The 19,318-nt window shown below is 62.5% G+C and carries 15 protein-coding genes; 3 read left to right on the top strand and 12 right to left on the bottom strand.

Translation table 11 applies throughout. The annotated features are described in order from the left end of the window. A partial coding sequence (locus JJQ76_RS12510) for a hypothetical protein (protein ID WP_210397199.1) occupies nt 1-183 on the top strand: 183 nt, incomplete at its 5' end. Nucleotides 184-397: 214 nt separating this feature from the next. On the opposite strand, the gene JJQ76_RS12515 is transcribed toward JJQ76_RS12510, so the two are convergent. The 5 genes from JJQ76_RS12515 to hexR all read right to left on the bottom strand — a co-directional run bounded on the left by JJQ76_RS12515 (nt 398) and on the right by hexR (nt 4,991). Next, complete coding sequence (locus tag JJQ76_RS12515) at nt 398-1,036, bottom strand: hypothetical protein (RefSeq protein ID WP_210397200.1); 639 nt, start codon at nt 1,034-1,036, stop codon at nt 398-400. 844 nt (nt 1,037-1,880) lie between these two features. Beyond that, a complete protein-coding gene (locus JJQ76_RS12520; RefSeq protein WP_210397201.1) occupies nt 1,881-2,678 on the bottom strand; it encodes a phosphotransferase family protein in 798 nt (265 codons plus the stop codon). Continuing rightward, nucleotides 2,675-3,694 carry a hypothetical protein gene (locus JJQ76_RS12525; RefSeq protein ID WP_210397202.1) on the bottom strand — a complete coding sequence of 340 codons (1,020 nt, stop codon included), beginning with the start codon at nt 3,692-3,694 and terminating at the stop codon, nt 2,675-2,677. Before JJQ76_RS12525 ends, JJQ76_RS12520 begins: the two co-directional genes overlap by 4 nt. 85 nt (nt 3,695-3,779) lie before the next feature. Continuing rightward, complete coding sequence (locus JJQ76_RS12530) at nt 3,780-3,974, bottom strand: PA3496 family putative envelope integrity protein (protein ID WP_210397203.1); 195 nt, start codon at nt 3,972-3,974, stop codon at nt 3,780-3,782. A 141-nt stretch (nt 3,975-4,115) separates the two neighbouring features. Then, the gene (hexR, locus tag JJQ76_RS12535; protein WP_210397204.1) at nt 4,116-4,991 is read right to left on the bottom strand and encodes a transcriptional regulator HexR; all 876 of its coding nucleotides are present in this window, start codon (nt 4,989-4,991) and stop codon (nt 4,116-4,118) included. 218 nt (nt 4,992-5,209) lie between these two features. Here hexR and JJQ76_RS12540 point away from each other — a divergent pair, with 218 nt between their 5' ends. Continuing rightward, nucleotides 5,210-6,313 (top strand): TRAP transporter substrate-binding protein, encoded by a 1,104-nt coding sequence (locus JJQ76_RS12540; RefSeq protein ID WP_343232534.1) that lies wholly within the window; start codon nt 5,210-5,212, stop codon nt 6,311-6,313. A gap of 57 nt (nt 6,314-6,370) precedes the next feature. Here JJQ76_RS12540 and JJQ76_RS12545 read toward each other — a convergent pair whose 3' ends face one another. The 6 genes from JJQ76_RS12545 to elbB form a co-directional block, all read right to left on the bottom strand. After that, on the bottom strand, nt 6,371-9,028 hold the full coding sequence (locus tag JJQ76_RS12545) for an ATP-binding protein (protein ID WP_210397205.1): 2,658 nt from the start codon (nt 9,026-9,028) through the stop codon (nt 6,371-6,373). Then, the gene (locus tag JJQ76_RS12550) at nt 9,025-9,990 is read right to left on the bottom strand and encodes a hypothetical protein (RefSeq protein WP_210397206.1); all 966 of its coding nucleotides are present in this window, start codon (nt 9,988-9,990) and stop codon (nt 9,025-9,027) included. The genes JJQ76_RS12545 and JJQ76_RS12550 overlap by 4 nt, the downstream gene beginning before the upstream one ends. Before the next feature lie 32 nt (nt 9,991-10,022). After that, on the bottom strand, nt 10,023-12,077 hold the full coding sequence (locus tag JJQ76_RS12555) for a TonB-dependent receptor plug domain-containing protein (RefSeq protein WP_210397207.1): 2,055 nt from the start codon (nt 12,075-12,077) through the stop codon (nt 10,023-10,025). Between the two features lie 146 nt (nt 12,078-12,223). After that, nucleotides 12,224-14,356 carry a TonB-dependent receptor plug domain-containing protein gene (locus tag JJQ76_RS12560; protein ID WP_210397208.1) on the bottom strand — a complete coding sequence of 711 codons (2,133 nt, stop codon included), beginning with the start codon at nt 14,354-14,356 and terminating at the stop codon, nt 12,224-12,226. 51 nt (nt 14,357-14,407) lie between these two features. Continuing rightward, on the bottom strand, nt 14,408-16,474 hold the full coding sequence (locus JJQ76_RS12565; protein WP_210397209.1) for a TonB-dependent receptor plug domain-containing protein: 2,067 nt from the start codon (nt 16,472-16,474) through the stop codon (nt 14,408-14,410). Between the two features lie 74 nt (nt 16,475-16,548). Continuing rightward, entirely contained in the window at nt 16,549-17,202 is a 654-nt protein-coding gene (gene elbB, locus JJQ76_RS12570; protein ID WP_210397210.1) for an isoprenoid biosynthesis glyoxalase ElbB, read from the bottom strand. A 151-nt stretch (nt 17,203-17,353) separates the two neighbouring features. Between elbB and hemB the strand changes: the two genes are divergently transcribed. Further along, nucleotides 17,354-18,361 (top strand): porphobilinogen synthase, encoded by a 1,008-nt coding sequence (gene hemB, locus JJQ76_RS12575; protein WP_210397211.1) that lies wholly within the window; start codon nt 17,354-17,356, stop codon nt 18,359-18,361. A 43-nt stretch (nt 18,362-18,404) separates the two neighbouring features. Here the strand turns inward: hemB and JJQ76_RS12580 are convergent, their stop codons facing one another. Continuing rightward, the gene (locus JJQ76_RS12580; RefSeq protein WP_210397212.1) at nt 18,405-19,271 is read right to left on the bottom strand and encodes an SDR family oxidoreductase; all 867 of its coding nucleotides are present in this window, start codon (nt 19,269-19,271) and stop codon (nt 18,405-18,407) included. Between the last annotated feature and the right edge of the window lie 47 nt (nt 19,272-19,318).

Raw genomic sequence — 19,318 nt, forward strand, 5'->3', positions numbered from 1 at the left:
AATCTCCTTTACCGGAATCCCGGCATCACCTTCTTTCAGGATGTTGATGATCTGTTCGTCAGTGAACCGCTTTTTCATATCCGCTTTCCTCTGCTAAAGCGGACTTTACTAGATTCGGAATGGACCGGAAATCGGGGAGCAGGTCATACCCATTATACTGAGCCAATATTAAAAGAACCTTAAAAAGACAATACCGGTACAGACGCCAATTGGGCTCTCGGGCGAGTAGATACTCTGTGCCACGGGGGCTTTGCTAAAAGCCGCTACCGTCATCGGAGGTATCCTGATAGTTTCAGTTGAAGGGCCAATCCAACTTCCATAACGACCTATCTGCTGTATCCGAACAGGACAAAGCCCCCAACCGGGGGCTTTGTCGTTTCTAGCAGCTGAATTCCACTTACTTAGCCACGTTGTTGCTCACTACATCAGAGCTGGCGACCGCAGAGGTCGCATCCTGCGCCTGGGTGTTCTGCTGCAGGTTGGTCACATCACCCACCTGCATACCAGACTGAATACCGCCGATCTGGCTACCGCTCATATTGCCCTTGGCCACGTCACCGCTGTGGATGCTGTAGCTCGGAGAGAGCACACGGTGGCCGCGGTTGTTGCTGGTGGCGGTGTCGCTAACCAGGCTGCCGACGCTGGTACTGCCCTGGCTTTGGTTCATGCTGTGACCGGTGGCGGCGCCGGCATTGAACGCGTTCTGGTTTACCCCGCTGGAGTAGTTGCGGAAGGAGTTCAGGTCCTGCTTGGCGTTCAGGCGATCGTTGCGGATGTCGTACTTGAGGTCGATACGGGTGTCGGTATCGATCTTGGTGCGACGGCTGTTATCCAGCTTGTAGTCCAGGCGGTAGTCGCGCTTGAAGCGCTGGCTGTTATCGACCCGGGTGTCGATGTTGTTGGTGTTGTTGTAGCTGTTGGTATAGCCGATCTTGTTGCCTTTGTAGCCGACCCAGGGGTTGGCTTCAGCCACGGATACGTTGAGGGCGAACAGGGTAACGGCGGTGGCCAGTGCGGCTTTGTTGAAAATTTTCATGGTCAGATCCTCGATTTCGTTTGGGGGGTTCGGGGTGTTACAGCCGGTAGGTAACGCCCCCGCGAGGATCGGTTCTAAAAAAATGAAAAAATAGGTTAGGGCTGGAAACGGCGCGGAGCGGACGTTTTTGCTCGGCTGAGAAGCGACTCAATCAATGGCGTTTGAAGCTCATTTGCTGTGTTGCTTGAAAGCCTTTGTTCCGCCCACCCGGGCGGCCCTATTCTTTGGCAAACGTTCCAAAGAACAGGGGAAGAAAGAACTACTTGTGCCTTATGCTCCCCTGGTTCCGCCGCCCTACGGGTCCACTGCACGCGGCAACGGTGATTCTGGCGGATCGGACGGCACATGCCTGTGCCGCAATCCGGCTCGGCGTCCATGCCTCGCCCCGCGCTTTGCGCGGGCCTGATCGAATCCCCGTCGCCGTGCTCGTCGGCTCCAAAGGGGTTAAGTCGCAGCCGGATTACCGCATTCTTACTCAAGCGCGAAAAACAGGTAAGGGCACCCGGAGTGCGGCTGGCACCCCCGGCCCTCCGAAAGCCGACGAGCACTGGACGCCCTTGAGGGTTTCAGCCCGTTAGGGGCAAGGCCCGGATGGCCGCCGCCACAACAGTATGGCCAGGGACGGCCATTCTGTTGTGCCCCTCAAGGGTGTTCAGCGCGCAGGTCCCGTAGGGCGGCTTTTGCGGGCGAGTGCTTTCTTGCCTACTTCTTTATCACGACTGATAAAGAAGTAGGTCGCCGGGAGGCGAAACAGGGAATATCAAACCACCATGAAAACGAGCTTTGAAGCACCGACTTGCCGCAGCTAAGTATGTCCGCTCCGCGCCGATATGAGTCATGCTCTCTAACCCGCGAAGAACTCGATAACTGGCGTTTCCAGCAGCCAGCGCCGCAGGGTCAGCGGCGGCGTGTCTGGCTGCGCGGCGCGCTGCTTGAGGTAGCGGCGCAGCAGACAGATCTGGCCACAATAAGCCAGCCGTTGCTGATTCACATGCCGGCCACCGGCTTGCTGGTAGGCGGCGCTGACACGGGTCAACAGCTGCTGGTAGCGCTCGGGGTTAAAGGTGGTGGCGGCGGTCGCCAGATGGGCGGCAAAGTTGCCCAGATCAAACTCGGGTGGGCCCGAGGCGCAATCTTCCAGATCGATCAGTTGCACACCGTGCCGGGGCGGCTGCAGGAGCAGCAGTTGGCCCAGATGAAAGTCGCCGTGCACCACGGCATCGACCCAGGGCTGCCACGCCGCACGTAATCTTTGCCAGCAGCGATCTAACTCGTCGTCGCGGGTGTCTGCCAGCCGCTCGTCGATGCGCCATCCCGGATCCAGCAGTGGCGGCGCAGGATCGGTGCGGGCGCGGTGCAGCGCCACCAGCGGCGGCAATAGTTCGGCCAGGGTCGCTGATGGTGGCCAGTGGAGATCACCACCAGCGACCTCATCGCTATACTCTGTCCGGGCCGACACCGCATCAATCCAGCGGTAGCGTAGCCGCCGCTCTCCATCGGCGTGACAGCGCGGTGTGGGTACGCCCTCGGCCTGCAGTTGTGCGCTGAGCCGGGCCAGGGAGGGTGCGTCCAGGCGTGATTCAGGGCGCAGCTGTTTGCGGGCCTCGCCATGCTGCCGCTGTAGTCGTGGCGCGTCGTTCACGGGCCAGCCTGCAGCAGTTCCAGCAGCGCTTTGGCGGCGACCGGCGCGCCGCTCTCGGCCAGCGCCACCGGGGGGCGCCGCCGGCGCTGGTGCAGGGTATCGATCAGCCAATTGAGCGCCGCCTCGGGCGGGTGCAGATCGTAGGCCCAGCCGACGCGTCCGTGCCAGCGGGCGGCGCGGGCCTGTTGATCATCGTAGGTGGTGGGCTTGGCCATCATCAGTACCGGCACATCGCTGGCGGCCAGCTCCAGTGCGGAGTTGTAGCCCATGGTGCTGATCACCAGATCAGCCTGGGGGAACAGTTCGTTGAGGCGCGGGCCGGGCTGAATCCGCCGGTCAGCAAGGGCCAGATGCTCGGCAGGGGTGGCACGCGGACCGATCACCTGAATTACCTCAAGCCCTTGGGATAGCCCTTGTCTGACCGCAGGTATCAGCTGGGTCAGGGCCTGATTGAATGCTTCCCAGCGGTCACCGCCGCCGCCGGCACCGGCGGCGATCAGCAGCTGGGGCATACCGGCCGCGGGCGGTGCACCCAGAGGGAGCGGATCAGTGGTCCTGTCCTCGCGGCGGTAGATCCACCCCACCGAGCGTTGCTGCCGACAGGCGATGGTCGCGGCGGGTGGGCGCCAGTCATCGGCGGCGTGAGGGAGCAGCAGCAGGTCCCAGGGACGCTCGGGCAGGACGAAATCGCTGAGTTTGTCGGCACGGGTCTCGCGCAGGATCAGGGCCAGGCGTGAAGGCAGCTGCTCCAGCTCGGGTACGACCGCGGTGTCCACTACCACCAGCGAGGGGGGCTGCGGCTGCAGCAGACTCGCCATTTGGGAACGCTCGGCGTGAACAATGCGGCGGTAGAGTTGCCGTTCGTCATCGCCCAGTCCTTCAACGCTGGCGTTGGTCAGCAACTGGAGGTCGACATCGGGGGCGCACTGACGGAGTGCGGAGGCGATATTGGTGACTCGGCGCAGGTGTCCAAGGCCGGTCTTTCCGGTAGCGCAGAAGCAGAGTGATGGGCGCATAAGCGTCTGTCGGCGATGAGTTCAGCCGAAGTATAGCTTCTGCACGGGCCCGCACTGGCGAGCCGTTCGGGGGCTGATCCGACGACTATTCGAAGTCGAATTCGGTCAGCTCACGTTGCAGCCGTTTTTTCTCGAAGTGATCTTCGATCCCGCGACGTGCGCGCAGCGAGCGGGCGCTTGCGGCTTGCCGTTCGGCTTGCTGGTCTTCTGAACTCAGTTCCATGAAAACATCGAAGATCTGAGTCTGAAGTTCGTTCAGTTCCTGATCGTTTTGCATCATGGGCGACGCTCCCTTCGACAGACAATCCGGTCAGGGCCGCATGTTATGGACCCTGGATGACAGCTTGGTGACAGTGGAACCCACCTGTTTTTTTTCGCACAGGTCGAAGGGGATTGCAACTTTTGCTGCCGGATCGGCGAATCAGGAGCGCCGCAGAGGGGGGCGTTTTTCGTTCTGGCGCAGCGAGCGCAGGCCGCGTTTGATCGACTTGAGGTGATCGATCACGCCGGGGCCCAGTTTCATCGCCAGGCCGACGGCAAGCACATCGATCACCACCAGATGCACCACGCGGGAGGACATCAATGCGCTGAGGTCCTTGTCCTCGTCGAGGTCGATATGGATCGGAATGGTGGCCAGCTCCGCCAGCGGGGTGTTGCTGGGACAGAGGGCGATCACCTGTGCGTTCTGCTCTTTAGCCAGGCGGACCGAGTGCAACAGGTCTTTGGTACGGCCGGTCTGGGAGATCGCCACCACCACGTCGTTCTCGGACAGGGTGAGGGCCGCGATGGCCTGCAGGTGGGGATCGGAATAGGCTACCGCGGTCACCTTGAGGCGATAGAATTTGTGCTGTGCGTCGGTACACACCGCTGACGACGCGCCAAAGCCGTAGAACTCGATCCGCTTGGCTTTGGACAGTGCATCGATGGCGTGTTCCAGGGTATCGGCATCCAGCACCTCGCGGACCTTGATCAGGTTGCCGACGGTGGAGTCGAAGATCTTCTGCTTGAAGTCGTTAACGCTATCCTTGCGGTCGATGGCGAACTGTTCAAAGTTGGGACTGGTGGCCAGTACTTGCGCCAGCTTGAGTTTAAAATCCTGGAACCCGTCGTATTCGAGTGCGCGACAGAAGCGTACCACGGTGGGTTCGCTGACCTGTGCCTCACTGGCCAGATCGACGATGCGCATATGGATTACGTCGTGGGGCTGAGCCAGCACAAAGTCCGCCACCTTCTGCTCCGATTTACGTAGCGTAGGGAGTGCGTCGGAGATCGCTTTGAGCAGATTGGGCGTGTTCAAGCGTGAACTTCTCGTGGTGGCGGAGTGAACCAGAGCAGAGAATATTCAAATTTGCCTACCTAAGCCAGCTTTTTGCCGATTTTGGGCGCTAATTGGCCAACATTAGTAAAAATATAGGTTGTTGATTCAGGCCACCTTTTTAGACTATAAACAGGGGTTGGGACCGCCCGTGGGCCGGTTAAAGCGCACCCAAGAGAGACCTCCAAGGGGAACTGTCCGTGAAACGCCGTCAGGTCATACAAGCACTCGGGATGGGTGCGTTGACAGCCGGCACGCTGGGCGCCTGTAGTGGCGAGCGTGCCGGAACTGCTAATGGACAGCAGCGCCGTGAAGTTATTGATTGGACCATGGTGACCACCTGGCCGAAGAATTTCCCCGGACTGGGTACGGGCGCCAATTTTCTTGCCCAGCTGATCAACGACATGAGTGGTGGCCGCCTGCGGGTCAAGGTTTATGGCGCCAATGAGCGGGTGGCGCCGCTGGAGGCCTTTGATACGGTTGCCCGTGGCGATGCGCAGATGGGGCACGGAGCGGCGTACTACTGGCGTGAGAAAAGCCGGGCCGCGTCATTCTTTGCCGCCGTGCCCTTCGGCCTTACCGCGCAGGAGATGAATGCCTGGCTATACCACGGCGGTGGTATGGCGCTGTGGCGGGAGGTTTACGCGCCCTTTGGGCTGATCCCCTTTGCAGCCGGCAATACCGGGGTGCAGATGGGGGGCTGGTTCAATCGCGAAATCAACCGCATCGACGACCTTATCGGACTGAAGATGCGTATTCCCGGCTTGGGGGGCGAGGTGCTCAAGCGCGCCGGCGGTGAGCCGGTGTTGTTGCCCGGCGGCGAGATCTTCCCGGCTTTACAGTCGGGTGCCATCGACGCCTCCGAGTGGGTCGGTCCCTACAACGATCTGGCATTCGGGCTGCACAAGGCGGCCAAATACTACTATTCGCCCGGTTGGCATGAGCCGGGCACGACACTGGAATGTTTTATCAACCAGCAGGCGTTTGACGCCCTGCCGACGGAACTGCAACGGATTGTCGAGGCTGCCTGCCGGGTTGCCAATCAGGATATGCTGGCCAACTTTACCGCCCGTAACAATGCAGCTCTCAAGCAACTGGTGGACGAGCAGCGGGTGGAGCTGCGGCAGTTTCCGGACGAGGTACTCGCATACCTACGCCGCTTGTCCGACGAAGTGGTCGCCGCCGAGGGGGCTGCTGATCCGCAGGCGGCCAAGGTGTACGAGTCGTTTTCCCGTTTCCGCGCTCAGGCCAGCAGCTGGCATGCGCTGTCGGAGCAGGCCTATCTGCGGGCACGTACGCTCTAGCGCCGGCGAGGCGTTCCCCACGCTACGATCGGTCAAGCCCGACAGGCTGCCCGCCGACTATCCGGCGAGCGCTTGCTTGATCAGCTCCGCCATCTGTTGCAGTTCTGTGGCCATCTGTTGCCGCTGTTCCGCCTTGACTGCGCGGTTAAATCGCTCTGCGGCGGCGTCCAGTTCACTCATTCCCAGCAGCCCGGCCAGCCCCATCAGTTGATGAGAATGGTCGCGCATGGTGGTGCTGTCGTGGTTGTCATAGGCGGCTTGCATCGCCGCTAGCTGGTGCTTGAGCTCGTGCCCCAGCTCACCGGCGGCGATGCCGTAGCGGCTGAGGCGCGGGCGTTGGAGCACGGGCTCCGCTGCGCTGTCGCTGGGCAGATGACAGGCGCTGTTGATAGCGTTGATCAGTTGCGGCTCATTGATCGGTTTGCCCAGCGCCGCGGCGATATTCAGCCCCCGCAGGGCTCGGGCCTCCTGTTCCGCCTGGCCGGCAGTCAGGGTAATAATCGGGATTCCGGACTCCGGTCCGGGCAGGGCGCGGATCGCGCGGGTGGCTTCGATGCCATCCATCTCCGGCATGTGGATATCCATCAGAATCAGGTCGACAGCCTCATCCTGAAGCCGCTGCAGCGCTTCCCGGCCGGTGGCCGCGATCAGGGGGTGGGCGCCGTGCAGCTCCAGCATGCGGCTGATCAGCAACTGGTTGAAGTGGTTGTCTTCGGCGACCAGCACGGTGATGCCCTCAAGGTCGCGGCTGGTTGGCGCGGTGGTGCTGACGGTAATCGGCTGCGCGCTGGCAAGCGATTGCGCCAGTGCCGCGCCGGTGAACGGTTTGCTTAGTAAGCGCAGTGGCGCCAGTTCGCGTTTCAGTTCCTCCGCCAGGTCATCGCGGTTGAGATTGGCGATCAGCACCACCGGGTGGGGGTAGCGAGCCCGGATCGGTTGCAGAAACTCGGCGCCTTTAAGGGCTTTCAGTTCACGCCGCGAGAGGCTGAGCAACAGGCGCTGGTAATGGTCGCCCCGTTCCGCCAGCTCGCTCAGCAGCTGGCGTCGATTGCGCATCAGCGTGACCTCGCAGCCCAGATATTCCAGCCGCCGCATCAGCGCCCGGCGGGACAGCGGGCGGCGATCGTACAGCAGCACCGGAAGTTGCGGGTAAAGGCGCGCCGCCGGGGGAGCGGCGACCGCTTCGAAGCTCAGCTCAAGGCATACACTGGTGCCCACTCCTGCGGTACTTTCAAGGCGTAACTGGCCGCCCATCAGCTCGGTCAGGCGACGGCTGATGACCAGCCCCAGACCGGTACCGCCGAAGCGGCGGGTGATGCTGGAGTCCGCTTGCGAAAAGGGCTGGAACAGATGCTGTTGCTGCTGTTCGCTAATGCCGATCCCGGTGTCACGCACCTCCAGTTGGATATCCACCCGGCTCTGTGCACAGCGGGCACTGAGGGTGACCGCAACCTCCCCCTGCTGGGTGAACTTGATCGCGTTACCGACCAGGTTGGAGAGCACCTGACTCAGACGGGTGGGGTCGCCGATCACCCGCTCCGGCAGTGCCGGGTCGGGGACGAACACCAGATCAATCCCCTTCTGGCGGGCGCTGGGCAGGTGCAGCTCCAGAATCTCCTCGATACAGGCATCGAGATTGAACGGCAACTGCTCCAGCCGAATGGCGTTGGAGGACAACTTGGAGAAGTCCAGCAGGTCGTCGATCAGACTCAGCAGCAGTTTGGAGGTGCGGCCGATAACTTTGGTGTATTCCTGCTGGGTGTTGTCCAGCATGGTCTTGCGCAGCAGGTCGACAAAGCCCAGTACCGAGGTCAGCGGTGTGCGTAACTCATGGCTCATGCGCGCCAGAAATTCGTCCTTGGTTCGGTTGGCCTGTTCCGCTTTGTTGCGCGCCAGCTCCAACTGGTTGTTTTGTGCCTCCAGCGCGTCGAGGGTGATCTGCAGGTCGCGGGTGGCTTTGTTGACCTCCGCTTCGAGGTGATCCTGAGTCTGCTGCACCTGGAACGCCAGATTGTTGATGCCGCGGGCCAGCTCACCCAATTCGCCACTATCGCTGACTTCAGTGCGGGCACCCAGCTGGCCCTGATGCAGCTGATCCACGGTGGCACTGATGCGGCGGATCGGCAGGGTGATGGTACGGCCGATCGCCAGCGCCAGCAGAATGGCGATCAACGCGCCACCACAGGCGATCAGCAGGCCCACCATCCAGATGGTTCGCTCGCGTTGCTGGAGCTCCGTATCGTCCAGCTGGAGCAGCACCCAGCCCAATATTACCGGCTGGTTGGTGTCGGCATTGGCGGTGGAGAAATCCTCCACGGTGACCGCAGTCAGGTGGATCGGTGTGGCCAGCATCAACGACCGCGGATCGGCTCGGGCAGCATCGATCTGCTCCGCTGCCAGCAGCTGTTCACCCACCAGCGGCTGGCCTTCCGCATCGACGAACGCGACCCTGTCAATCCATGGATTGGTCAGCGCCGGCTGGGCCAGTTGGCGCAGGGCATCGCGGTTGCCGGAGAGCAGACCGTACTCGGCGCTGGCGGCGAGATAACTGGCCAGCAATTCGCCGTCATGACGAAGGTCCTCGCGGGCGTCGATGAGGCGCTCCTGGGTATAGAACGCGAACATCAGCAGCGTGGCCAGCAGGGTAGGAATCAGTGCCAGTAACAGAACCCGCTGGTTAATGCCGGCGCGGCGTAAAAAGCCTGGCAGCTTCATGGCGCGTCCTCCTGCTGCAGGGCCTGCTCAAGGGATGTGGGCGATGGCAGATCCAGTCCCAGTCGTGCCGCGATGCCGGGGTTGAGGCTGATATCGAAGCGCTGCGGGAAGGCTGGCGGCGGCAGCCGGCGGGCTTCGTCCTGCAGCCAGGCTGCTGCGATGGCGGCCGTTTCGGCGGCGATAGTCGCGGGGCTGCTGAAGACCGACGCGGTTGCGCCCGCCTCGACATAGCGGCGTGAGAATCCGATCAGCGGTATGCGTTCGCGCAGCGACAGGGTGAGCAGCCAGCGCGCGGTGTTGCGGTTAAAGTCGGCCCGGTCGGGGATCGCCAGCAGCAGGTCGTTGGCGCTCACCAGCTGCCGGATCACCGCGAGCGGGTTGTCGTTCTCGCCCAGCGGATAAAGCTTCGGGGTCCAGCCGCTGCGGTTGAGCTGGTCCGCCAGCCTGGCCTGATGGGGGCTGTGGTGTGGTCCGAGCAGCACGCCCAGGTGCTGCCCCGCAGGGGCGATCAACCGGGCCAGTTTGAGCTGCCGCCAGTAGGGCTGCTCCAGATACAGCGCGCTTAACTGGCGCCGCTCGATGGCGGTGCTTTGCTCCGGCAGGCCGCGGGTGAGGGTCTGAAAGCTTTCGCGCGGGACCATGGCGGCGAGCACCGCGGTGCGGGTTTCCAGGCTGAGGACCTGATCAAGAGCGTCTACCCCCAGCGGAATCACCAGCTGCGCCTGCTGTAGCCGCTGCCGGCTGAGGGCCGCTGCCGGCATGATGTCGATCTCAAAGGCGCTATCCTGCAGTGCTCCTACGAGGCGATCGATGACCTCCAGATAGGGCTGCGCGCTCTGGCTGGGAACGATCAACAGCCCGGCGGCAAAGGTGCGCAGGGGCAGCAGCAGCGTCGCCACCAACAGCCACAGTCGCACGCGGCGGTGGTGTTTCTGTCGGCCGATGTTCCTTATCCTGATCACCTGTTTCTGCGGTCCTTCGCCGGGTGGCTGGTTTAGTCGAGCGTGAGGTTAAAGGTTAGCAAGGTCCGGGTATCAAACAGGTTGCGCTGCTGATACTCGCGGTAGCTGCTTCCCAGGTTCTGAACCACCAGTGCCAGGGTGGCCGCCTGTCCCCCCAGGTCAAATTGGCGTGCCAGGCGCAGATCCAGGCGGGTGTACCCCGGCAGTGCCGAACCACTGATCCAGTGGGATTCTGACTGGTGATACGCTACTCCGCTGAGCTGATAGCCCCGCGCAAAGCGGTGACTGGCCAACAGGCTGGCGGTATGGCGCGGACCAAAGAGATCAAGGTTCAGATAGTCGGCGTCTGGCGCGTCCCGGTCACCGCCGTTCATGGCCCCATCAATATCCAGATAACTATAGTTGAGGGCGATCAGCGAGCGATGGCTGGGCTGAAAGCGCAGCTCCGCTTCCAGCCCTTGACCCACCCAGTTGGCATTATTGGTGTTGGTGGTGCGCAGCTGGGGCGGCAGTGCCTGCGGCTCGCTGAAACTGTTGCGCTGACGACCGATACCGTTGCGAATATCTTCGCGATAGAGGCGCAGGTCCAGCTCGGAGCGCTGGCGCGGGAACTCCGCCAGGTAGCCTATTTCAAGGGTGCGGTTCTCTTCGCTCTCGATGTCGGGGTCGGTGTTCTTGGCCCACAGAATCAGACTGCCGTTGCTGTGCATCAGGCGGGTATCCTGATGGGCTTCCAGCAATGATGGCGTGTGGTAGGTCAGGCTGTAGCCGCCCCGCAGGGTATGCCCCGGCGCGAGCTGGTGGCTTAGGGTCAGGCGGGGTGAGGTATGGGTACCGGCGATGCTGTTATGGTCCAGCAGCGCGCCTGCGTTCAGGGTCCAGCCCGCGGCCGGCTTCCATTCGCTGTTGGCGAACAGCCGCCAGAAGTTTTCTGTCAGGGTATCGCTGCGGTTAAGCAGTAACGGCGAATAGCCGTCTTCCTGGCGAGCGCCCAGGCCCCAGAGTATCCGCCAGCCGGAGCCGGTTTCGATCTGGTGCTGCAGTTCGAGGTCGTAGCGATGGGTGGTGACCTCTTCAAAGTAGGCCGGAATCGGTTCGTCGGGAATACCCAGCGCGCTCAGGTCGGCGACGGTCAAGCCAAACTGTTGCCCGAACAGTTCCGACATCAGGCGCCGCTCCATCCGGTAATCGAGATAATTGTGGTAGGCGCGCAGCTGCAGTTCGTTGCCGCTGGAAAGGCTGCGGGTCCAGGTCAGCGACTGAAAGTGGCTACGAAAGTCGCGCCGGGCAACGCTGGCGACACTCTCTTCGCCCACGCCGCCGTAGCCATCGCTGAAACCGAGCTGCACCTCGATCCGGTCTGCAAGGGTGGGCGTGCTGATGCTGCGCAGGTTGGCATAGCCGGCACTGCCCTGGTCGTTATCGGAAAACCCATCCTGGCGCCGATAGCCCATGCCGCCGCGCAGCAGCGACTCGCCCAGCAGTGTTTCGGCGCTGGCTTCGATCCGCCGCGACCCGGGGTCGCCGGCTGCGGCGTCAAGAGTCGCTCGCGTCAGCCCGGTGGGCGCGCGGGTGATGAGGTTGATCGTGCCCTGGAAGGCGTTGGCGCCCCAACTGGAGGCGCTCGGAGCGCGCACCACCTCGATCCGTTCGATATCGCTGAGGCCGATGCCGAGTGCGCGCCAATCGGGGCTGGAGAAACCCAGCATATAGACCGAGCGGCCATCCATCAGCACTTCAAAGCGGCCGGGAAAGGGATTGCCCATGCCGTGCGCGGCGACGCCAAACTTGTTGCCGTTGACGTGGAATGCCTGCAATCCGGGCACCAGCCGGAACAGGTCCGCGATCTCCTGCGCACCGGAGGCCTCGATCATGGTGCGGTCGATCAGGGTCATGGCCACGCCGGCCTCGGCTCGGGTCTGGTCCATGCGCGCGGCGGTGCTGATCAGTGGCACACTGGTGAGCAGGTCGCCTTCGTCGAGCACGCCGGCGGCGTCGTTGGCCAGCGCCTGTGAGGGCGTCAACAACAACCATGTGGCTAGAGCGGCGCCGCAGTAGCGGTTATGGCAACCGGAGCTTATCTGCAATGTCCTTTGTCCTCCAGGACCTGGCTTTTTGAACGACGGCCTGATGCCGTTTGGCGCCATCATATCATCCCCGCCGACCGCGAAGTACGGCTAATAAACGCTCGTTTGATCCGGGGCAAATAAGGCGTTCCGATAGCGCCGAAAGATTACTGATGCTCGAGCCTGAAGCGGAGGAACAGGCGGGTATCGAAGGTGCCGTTTCGTTCGAACTCCAGATAGTCGTCGAGCAGGTTTTGCGCGATCAGCTCAACCCGGAGCCGGTGGGCGCCGAGCTGCTGGGTATTGGCCAGACGCAGATCGAGGCGGCTGTAATCGAGCTCGTCGCCGCGGAAATACTGTGCCTTGCTGATCCGGTAAAAGGTGCCGCTGAGGGCCCAGCCCTGCGGCAGGGTTTTACTGGCCAGCAGCGCCAGGGTGTGGCGCGGGGCCAGCGCATGGGGTTGTTCAATGGTGGTGTCCAGGCCGCGATCAAAGCTGCCATCGGTGGAGAGATAGCTGTAGGCCAGATGCAGGCGGGTGGTGGTGGTGGGGCGGAGCTGCCACTGCATATCCACGCCGCGATTGCGCCACTCCATGGAGTTGGCGTTGACGAAGATATCCTGATCCGGGCTGACTTCGCTGAGGCCGAACTCACTGACGGTGCGTTTCTGGTCCGCCAGCGCGTCGTCGATATCTTCGTAGAACAGGCGCAGGTCAAAGGCGGAACGCCAGGCCGGCCACTGGTAGAGCAGCCCCAGATCCAGGCTGCGCACCCGCTCCGGTTTGAGTTCGTCGAGGGTGGCGGAAATGATGTCCAGGGTAGCGCCGTTACTGGGCAGCACAATCTGCTCGTACTGATTCCAGTCCAGCAGCGACGGCGTGCGGTAGGCCTGCGCAGCACTGGTGCGCAGGGTGGTATAGCGGCTCAGATGCCAGTTGGCCCCCAGCCGCGGCGACAGCCGACCGCCAACCAGATCGTTGTACTCCAGCATGGCACCGCCGTTGAAGGTCCAGCGATCACTGGGTTGCCACTCCAGGTTGCCGTAGCTGCGGTAGAAGGGTTCGCTGATGTAGTCGGGGCGATTGAGCTGTGGCTGCGACTTGATCCGGTCGAGGCGCCAGCCAGCCCCCAGAATGGCTCGCGTGGTCGGAGTCAGCCGTCCGCTGTACTCCGCCGACAGGTCATAGCGGTGGGTGCTGCCCTCTTCGCTGTCGAGGCTGACCTGCTGGGTGGCCGATTCGCCGGCGATGCTGTCGGTCAGGCCGGGAATCAAGGGTACCGTGGTCAAGGCCAGCAGGTTGGGGTCGTCGAAGGCATCGGCGAACAGATAGGCCATGCTGCGGCTGACATCCTGACTGTAACGGGTGTAGTTGTGGTAACCCTGCAAGCGCAGTTGGTTGCCATCCTGAAGGGTGTGAGTCCAGCTCAGGTTCTGAAAGTGAGTGTCCACTTCGCGGTCGGCCATCTCCAGCGGGTGAAGCATATTACCCATGCCGAACTGGCCCCGCCCGATCCCCAGATGAAAGTCGAGGGTGTCGTTGAGGTTGGGGGTGTAGAGCCCGCGGGCTGACAGCTGGCTCATCTCGCCGCCATCGGGAATGGTGAGGGTGACCGGTGCTTGAGTAACGGGGTCGGTATCAGCGCCGACCCCGGTGCCGTCGTTGGTCATGAAGTTGGCGTTGAGGCGGATCGCCAGATCACCCCAGCTGGTAGTGCCCGCGAGGGCATAATCGCGCGTTTGCAGGTCACCACCCAACAGCCGCAGCTCTCCCTTGGGAGCTTCCAGCGGATTACGGGTGATGATGTTGACCGCCCCCAGAAAGGCGTTGGACCCGTGGCTCACGACGCTGGGACCGCGGGCCACTTCGATATGGTCAATATCCTCAAGGGTGATCCCCATTGTCCGCCAGTCCACAGTAGAGACCACGGCGGAATAGACCGAGCGGCCGTCGATCATCACCTCCAGTCGCCCCGGGTGCAGCTCTCCCTGGCCGTGGCTGACTACGCCATGCTTGTTTGCCAGCGGGTGGTAGGACTGAAAACCGGGCACCAGCCGCAGGATATCGGCGATGTTAATCGCCCCCGAGGCTTCGATCAGCTCCCGGTCGATCAGGGTCACCGCGGCTGGCAGGTCGCGCTGCTGCTGTTCCAGCCGGGTGGCGGCGGTGACGGTGGGTAGCGACTGAAAGTACTCCTCTTCACTGAGCAGGTTGTCGGCAGCGGCAGCGGGGCTGCCCAGCAGCGCGGTCAGCAGTAGCTGTGACGACAGACTACTGAATCGGGTGGGACAAGATGGCAAAGGTAACTTCCTGTTCAGGCTCGAATAATAAGCTAAAACCTAGCGTTGTGGTCAGATAAAGTCCAGCCGAAAGCGCAGATAGGCTCGGGTTTCAAACTCGTTGTTCTGTTCGAACTCGGTGTAATCGTCACCGATGTTCTGCAGGATCAGTTCGACCTGGCCGCGACGGTCGCCCTCAAACAGGCGATAGGCGGCGCGCAGGTCCAGGCGGTTGTAATGGGGCAGACGGCTGCCGCTGCGCCAAACCATGCCGCTCAGGTGATAGTAGGCCGCACCGACATGGAGGCGCGCGGTGAGGGCGTAGTCGGTTAAAGCGGACAGCGTGTGTTGCGGGGTCAGGTCATCGCGTTCAAAGGTGCCACGGCCAAAACCGCGATCAAAGCTGCCGTCGGTGTCGGCATAGGCATAGGCCAGATGGCTCCACCAGCGCTCGGTGATGGCGTAGCGCCACTGCAGTTCGGCACCCTTGGTGCGCCAGCCGTCGACGTTGCGGTTCTCAAAGGCAATATTGTCAGCCAGATCGAAACCGGCACCGTAATTGACCCGCACATCATCTACCACGTGCTCCAGCTCCTCGACATAGAGGCGCAGATCGAGGCTGGCGTTGCCGCTATCCGAGCGGATCAGCCACCCGGCCTCGTAGTTTGTCGCCTGCTCCTCTTGCAGCGCCGCGGGGCTGTACTTGGTGATGTCATAAGGCAGGCTGGTGAAGGGCGGGCCGTTGAAGGGGGCGATATCCGGCAGCTCCACCTGGATCCACATATTCTGCTCCAGCAGCGAAGGGGTCCGGTACGCCTTGCTGGCGGCCAGCCGCAGGCTGTGGTGCCGGTCAAGGTGATGGTTGAGCGCCAGCCGCGGCGACAGGTGGCTGCCGGAGATCTGGTCCGACTCCCACATGGCGCCGGCATTAAGCGTCCAGCGTGCTGACGGGCGCCACTCCAGATTGCCGAAGGCGCGCAGGGTTTCTTTGTCCAGAGTATCGTTGTTGCGCAGCAGGGGATCGCTCTGCAGGCTTTCCCAGCGGTAGCCGAGCCCGGAAACCAGCCGCACCTGGTCGCTGGCTTGCAGGCTGTGCTCCAGCTCGATGTCATAGCGTTCGGTCCTGCCCTCCTGCACGCCGATATCGAGCTCGAAGCCGGGATGGGCAAATCCCAGCCCATTGGCGGGTACCTCGAACGGGAAGTTGTGATCCCAGCGCAGGTAGTTGTGATAGGCGTTCAGTTTCAACCGCTGGTTGTCGCTGGTGCGCGTCCACACCAGCTGTTGAAAGTGGCTGCGCAGCGCCTGCGGGTGGATCTCATCCGGCTCGGCGGCGTTGCCGACACCGAAGCGCCCGTCGCTATAACCGGCCAACAGCTCCAGCGAATCATTCAGGCTGGGGGTGAAATCGGCCCGCCAGTTGAAGCTGCCGACCTGACCGCCGTCGTTCATGGGCTGCGGGCCTGCGGGGTCGCTGGGGTCACTGCCGGCATAGCCCTGCTTGAAGCCGTCATTCTCGCGGTACTGCAGCGACAGGCGCTGCTGCAGCGGTCCCAGTTCGCCATGATGGCGCAGGTGGATAAGGCGGTGCTGGCGGTCGCCGGTTTCTGCAGTGAGGGTGGTGCCGCGCTCCGCCAGCGGTTCCCGGGTATGGATATGCACCGAGCCGAGAAAGGCGTTGGAGCCGTGGGTGGGTACGTTGGGGCCGCGGACCACCTCGATGAAGGCGATGTCGTCAAGGTCGATGCCGAGGCTGTTCCAGTCCACCGACGACAGCAGCGGCGAGTAGACCGAGCGCCCGTCGAGGGTCACCTCTAGTCGTCCCGGGTGTTCGTCGCCCTGGCCGTGACTGACTACACCGAACTTGTTGCCGTTGACATGGTAGACCTGAAATCCGGGCACCAGCCGCAGCAGATCGGCGATATTGACCGCGCCGGAGGCTTCGATCATGGCACGATCGATCAGGGTGACCGGCGCCGGCAGATCGCGCTGTTGCTGCTCCAGCCGGGTGGCCGCGGTGACGCTCGGCAGCGGGTGGAAAAATGCGCCTTCGCCCAGCAGGGCGAGTTCGGTCGCATGCGCCAGAGGGGTTGCCAGCAGGGCAAGGGGTAACGCGCAATAAGGGGCAGAGGGCTGCATGGATTTTCCATCACTCGAAGTTGCCGCCTGCCGCCGGGACCACACCACTCCGGCGGCGCTTGATTAACCGGCGCTCAGGCCATCCGCACCACTTCGGCGACCAGTTTGCTGATGCCGCTGTCCGCTTCGCTGATAGAACCGGCGAGCATATAGGCCGGGGTGGTGACGATCTTGCGATCGGTATCGATCACCACTTCATCCACGTCGCAGCGCTCGTGCTGGCCGCCCATGGCACTGATGGCCGCGGCGGTATCCTGATCATGGCCGATGGTGCAGATGGTACCCTCACCGAACAGCCGTGGGGTCATCGCCGGTGCAATACAGATCAGCCCCACCGGTTTGTCCGCTGCTGCCATGGCGCGGGCGAAGCTCGCCACCTGGGCGTTCACCTGACACGCGCTGCCCTCGAGAGCAAAGTCGGACAGGTTCTTGGCGGCGCCAAACCCGCCGGGGATAATCAGCGCGTCGTAGTCGTCGGGATTGGCGTCGGCCAGATCAATGATGTTGCCGCGCGCCAGACGGGCGGCTTCGGTGAGTACGTTACGGGTTTCGCCCTCCGCGACCTCGCCGGTACGGTGGTCGATCACGTGCAGTTGATCGATGTTGGGAGCCATGCACTGGTAGCTGGCCCCCTGCTGTTCGAGATTGAACAGGGTGAGGACAGACTCGTAGATCTCCGAGCCGTCGTAGACGCCGCATCCTGCCAATATGACCGCGACCTTTTTCATCGGTTTGCTCCTGTGGTTCTGTACCCTTCTTCCTTGCTGCGGGACTTTGGCGGCCCGCCTCCGGTTGCGCTAAGATGCGCCGATACCGCTATAACTGCCATAGTCGGCCATTACCCTTACGAGGGCAAGGGCTACCTCAGAGGAAGGATACGTGACCTTTATTAACAACCGCCTGTTTCCCGAAACCCGCATGCGCCGCATGCGCCGTGACGATTTCTCCCGCCGTCTGATGCGTGAAAACGTGCTCACCCCTAACGACCTGATTTTCCCGGTGTTCGTGCTTGAAGGTGAAAACCAGCGCGAAGCGGTTCCCTCCATGCCGGGGGTGGAGCGGTTGAGTATCGACCTGCTGCTGAAAGAGGCCGGCGAGCTGGTCAGCCTGGGAGTGCCGGCGGTGGCGCTGTTCCCGGTAACCCCGCTGTCGGCCAAGTCACTGCTGGCTGAAGAGGCCTATAATCCGGACGGCCTGGCACAGCGTGCGGTCAAGGCGCTCAAGGATGCCTACCCCGAGCTTGGTGTGATCACCGACGTGGCGCTGGATCCGTTCACCACCCACGGCCAGGACGGCATCATCGACGAGCAGGGCTATGTGCTCAATGACATCACGGTCGAGACGCTGGTCAAGCAGGCGCTGTCCCATGCCGAAGCCGGTGCCGATGTGGTGGCTCCGAGCGACATGATGGACGGCCGTATCGGCGCGGTGCGCGATATTCTTGAGGATGGCGGCCATATCAACACCCGCATTCTGGCTTACGCCGCCAAGTATGCCTCCAGTTACTACGGCCCCTTCCGTGACGCGGTGGGCTCGGCCGGCAATCTCGGCAAGGGCAACAAATTCAGCTACCAGATGGATCCGGCCAACAGCGACGAAGCACTGCACGAAGTGGCGATGGATCTGGCTGAAGGCGCCGACATGGTGATGGTCAAACCGGGGATGCCCTACCTCGACATCGTGCGGCGGGTGAAGAGCGAGCTGATGGTGCCCACCTTTGTCTATCAGGTTAGCGGCGAGTACGCCATGCACATGGCGGCGGCACAGAACGGCTGGCTGGACGAAGAGGCGGTGATGATGGAATCACTGCTCTGCATCAAGCGCGCGGGTGCTGACGGCATTCTGACCTACTTTGCCAAGCGCGCGGCGCAGGTGCTGAATCGCTAGCAGTTGCCTTCATCGGGCCGGCTGGTAGCCGGCCCGCTACGTCCTAGTTGTTGCTCCCTTCCGCCTCCAGCATCGCCGCGAAGCCTTCGCGGTAACTCGGATACTTGAAGCGATAGCCCTCCACCAGCAAACGCGCCGGCTGGCAGCGTTTGCTGCCGGTGCGCAGCCGCAGACTGAAATCCTCACGCTGGGTGGGCTCGGGTAGCTCCAGCTGCTGTCGCAGCCACTCCAGTACCTCGTGGTAGGGCGCGGGGTTGGGGTCGGAGGCCAGATAGAGATCGGCGACCGGTTCGCCGGCCAGATCGCGGTCGATTAGAAACTTGAGTACCCCGATGCAATCCTCGCGGTGGATGCGATTGCCGTAATGGCAGGGCGATTCGCTGGCACCAACGCCGGCCTTGACCCAGTTGATGATCCGCTCCCGCCCGGGGCCGTAAATACCGGAAAAGCGGACCGCGGTGGACGGGTATCCCCCCGCATGCAGCACCCGCTCCGCCGCCAGCATCGCTTTGCCGGAGAAACTCTGCGGCGTGGTGTCTGAAGCTTCGTTAACCCATTCCCCCTGCTGCTGGTGGTAGACCGCACTGCTGGAGATGAACAGCACCCGCTTGAGGGCGGCGTCCTGAACGTTCAATGCCGTGAGCAGGTGGCGCAGGCCGTCAACGTAGGCGGCCTGATAGGTGGCGGCGTCAAAGGCACCGGCGGCCACCGCGTAGACCAGATAATCGATACCCGCGGGCAGCCCTTTGAGCTGTTCCGGTTGCGACAGGTCGGCGGCAATCCCTTGGATTGGCGCAGGCAGTTGACTAATATCTCGTTTTAACCCGTAACAACGGTGGCCGTCGGCGCACAGCGCCAGTGCCAGCCCGCTGCCGATATCACCGCAACCGGCGATCAGAAAGGTAGCCATGGAGGCCCTCCGTCAGAGGTGTCGTTGTTGCAGTGTAACAGCGGATG

It is taken from the genome of Motiliproteus sediminis, assembly GCF_017912535.1.
Classification (GTDB): domain Bacteria; phylum Pseudomonadota; class Gammaproteobacteria; order Pseudomonadales; family Balneatricaceae; genus Motiliproteus; species Motiliproteus sediminis.